The organism is Pseudomonas sp. S31, assembly GCF_016648105.1.
Lineage (GTDB): Bacteria > Pseudomonadota > Gammaproteobacteria > Pseudomonadales > Pseudomonadaceae > Aquipseudomonas.
In genome coordinates, this window is record NZ_JACVVE010000085.1 from 1 (window position 1) to 1,134 (window position 1,134).

A 1,134-nucleotide genomic window follows, 5' to 3' on the forward strand; every position below is an offset into this window, starting at 1 on the left:
CCCAAATTCCACCCCTGTTCACCGCCAACCCCATCCTCGACCGCCCCCGCGCCGCAGCAGAAGCCACCAAGCTCATGAACTGCGCCCGCCACCTGGACTGCCGCGCCGTCAGAACCTCGAACCCAACCCTGCGCAACGCGTCTTCCCACATCAGCGCCATGGTCCGAAGCCTCCTGGACGAAATCGAAATAGCCGCGAACCACTACCCTTCATGAACCCCACGCACGAGGTTTTTCTCCATGACCTATCAGATCCGCCTGGCAACTCCCAAGGATGCGCCCGGCATCAGTGTGGTGCGGAGCGTGTTCGTTCGGCCCACTTTCCAGAAGCGTGGCGTGAGCAAGGTGATGATGGGCATTTTGCATGCGGTAGCCTGGAGCCAGGGATTGCGGAGTTTGTCGGTGCCTTCATCGATTACGGCGGTGGGGTTCTACGAGAAGATGGGGTATGAAACTGTGCGGTATGAGTTTCATAGGAATGAGCGGACGGTTGTGATGAGGGTTGAGCTATAGGGGGGCGGCTGGGCGGGATGAGTTACTCCACGATTCTGACTTCATCGGCTTGCATGCCTTTGCGCCCTTCTACCGCAGCGAAAGCGACCTTTTGACCTTCCTTGAGGGTTTTGTGGCCGTTTCCCAGGATGGAGTTGAAATGCACGAAAAGATCCGGGCCGGTTTCACGGGTTATGAAGCCGTAGCGTTTTTTGTCGCTGAACCATTTGACAGTGCCGAATTGGAGTGTGGTCATGGGGATGGTCCTCGTGTCGGGCATTGAAATTCACATGGCCATGAGGAGGATGATGCAGCTTGGGTTGGAGGGGGGCTACTGGCAGTTTTGCCAGGTGGGTTGGTCTACTGTGCGAGCCTCAGGGACCAAGTCGGGACCAAGTCGGGACCAAGTCGGGATCAAGTTGGGATCAAGTGGGGACTAAGTAGGGAACAGTCGATGGGGACTGTCAGATTTTTTGTGTGCGGGCCGGAAAGGGCCTGCCGTCAGGCAGGCCCTGATTCTCACCAGGTCGGCCTGATAAAGCGATCTCCGTACAGAATCGCAAATTGATTCATCGCGCTTTTCCAATCATGGGTAAGCGTCCGGCGAACTCACCTTCCGAACCCCAGCATTAAGGGCGATGGT

General features: G+C 57.1%; 3 protein-coding genes. 2 read left to right on the top strand and 1 reads right to left on the bottom strand.

All coding sequences use genetic code 11. The annotated features are described in order from the left end of the window. Positions 1-215, top strand: a 215-nt coding sequence (locus tag IAE37_RS28960) for a hypothetical protein (RefSeq protein ID WP_236410227.1), incomplete at its 5' end; no start/stop codon positions are given. Between the two features lie 24 nt (positions 216-239). After that, positions 240-512, top strand: coding sequence for a GNAT family N-acetyltransferase (locus IAE37_RS28565; RefSeq protein WP_201178793.1), 273 nt, complete (start codon positions 240-242; stop codon positions 510-512). A gap of 22 nt (positions 513-534) precedes the next feature. Here IAE37_RS28565 and IAE37_RS28570 read toward each other — a convergent pair whose 3' ends face one another. Next, positions 535-747 carry a cold-shock protein gene (locus IAE37_RS28570; protein ID WP_201178794.1) on the bottom strand — a complete coding sequence of 71 codons (213 nt, stop codon included), beginning with the start codon at positions 745-747 and terminating at the stop codon, positions 535-537. Between the last annotated feature and the right edge of the window lie 387 nt (positions 748-1,134).

Excerpts from the sequence above, each read along its gene's own strand:
- IAE37_RS28565 (WP_201178793.1), top strand. The coding sequence starts at position 240 with ATGACCTATCAGATCCGCCTGGCAACTCCCAAGGATGCGCCCGGCATC.
- IAE37_RS28570 (WP_201178794.1), bottom strand. The coding sequence starts at position 747 with ATGACCACACTCCAATTCGGCACTGTCAAATGGTTCAGCGACAAAAAA.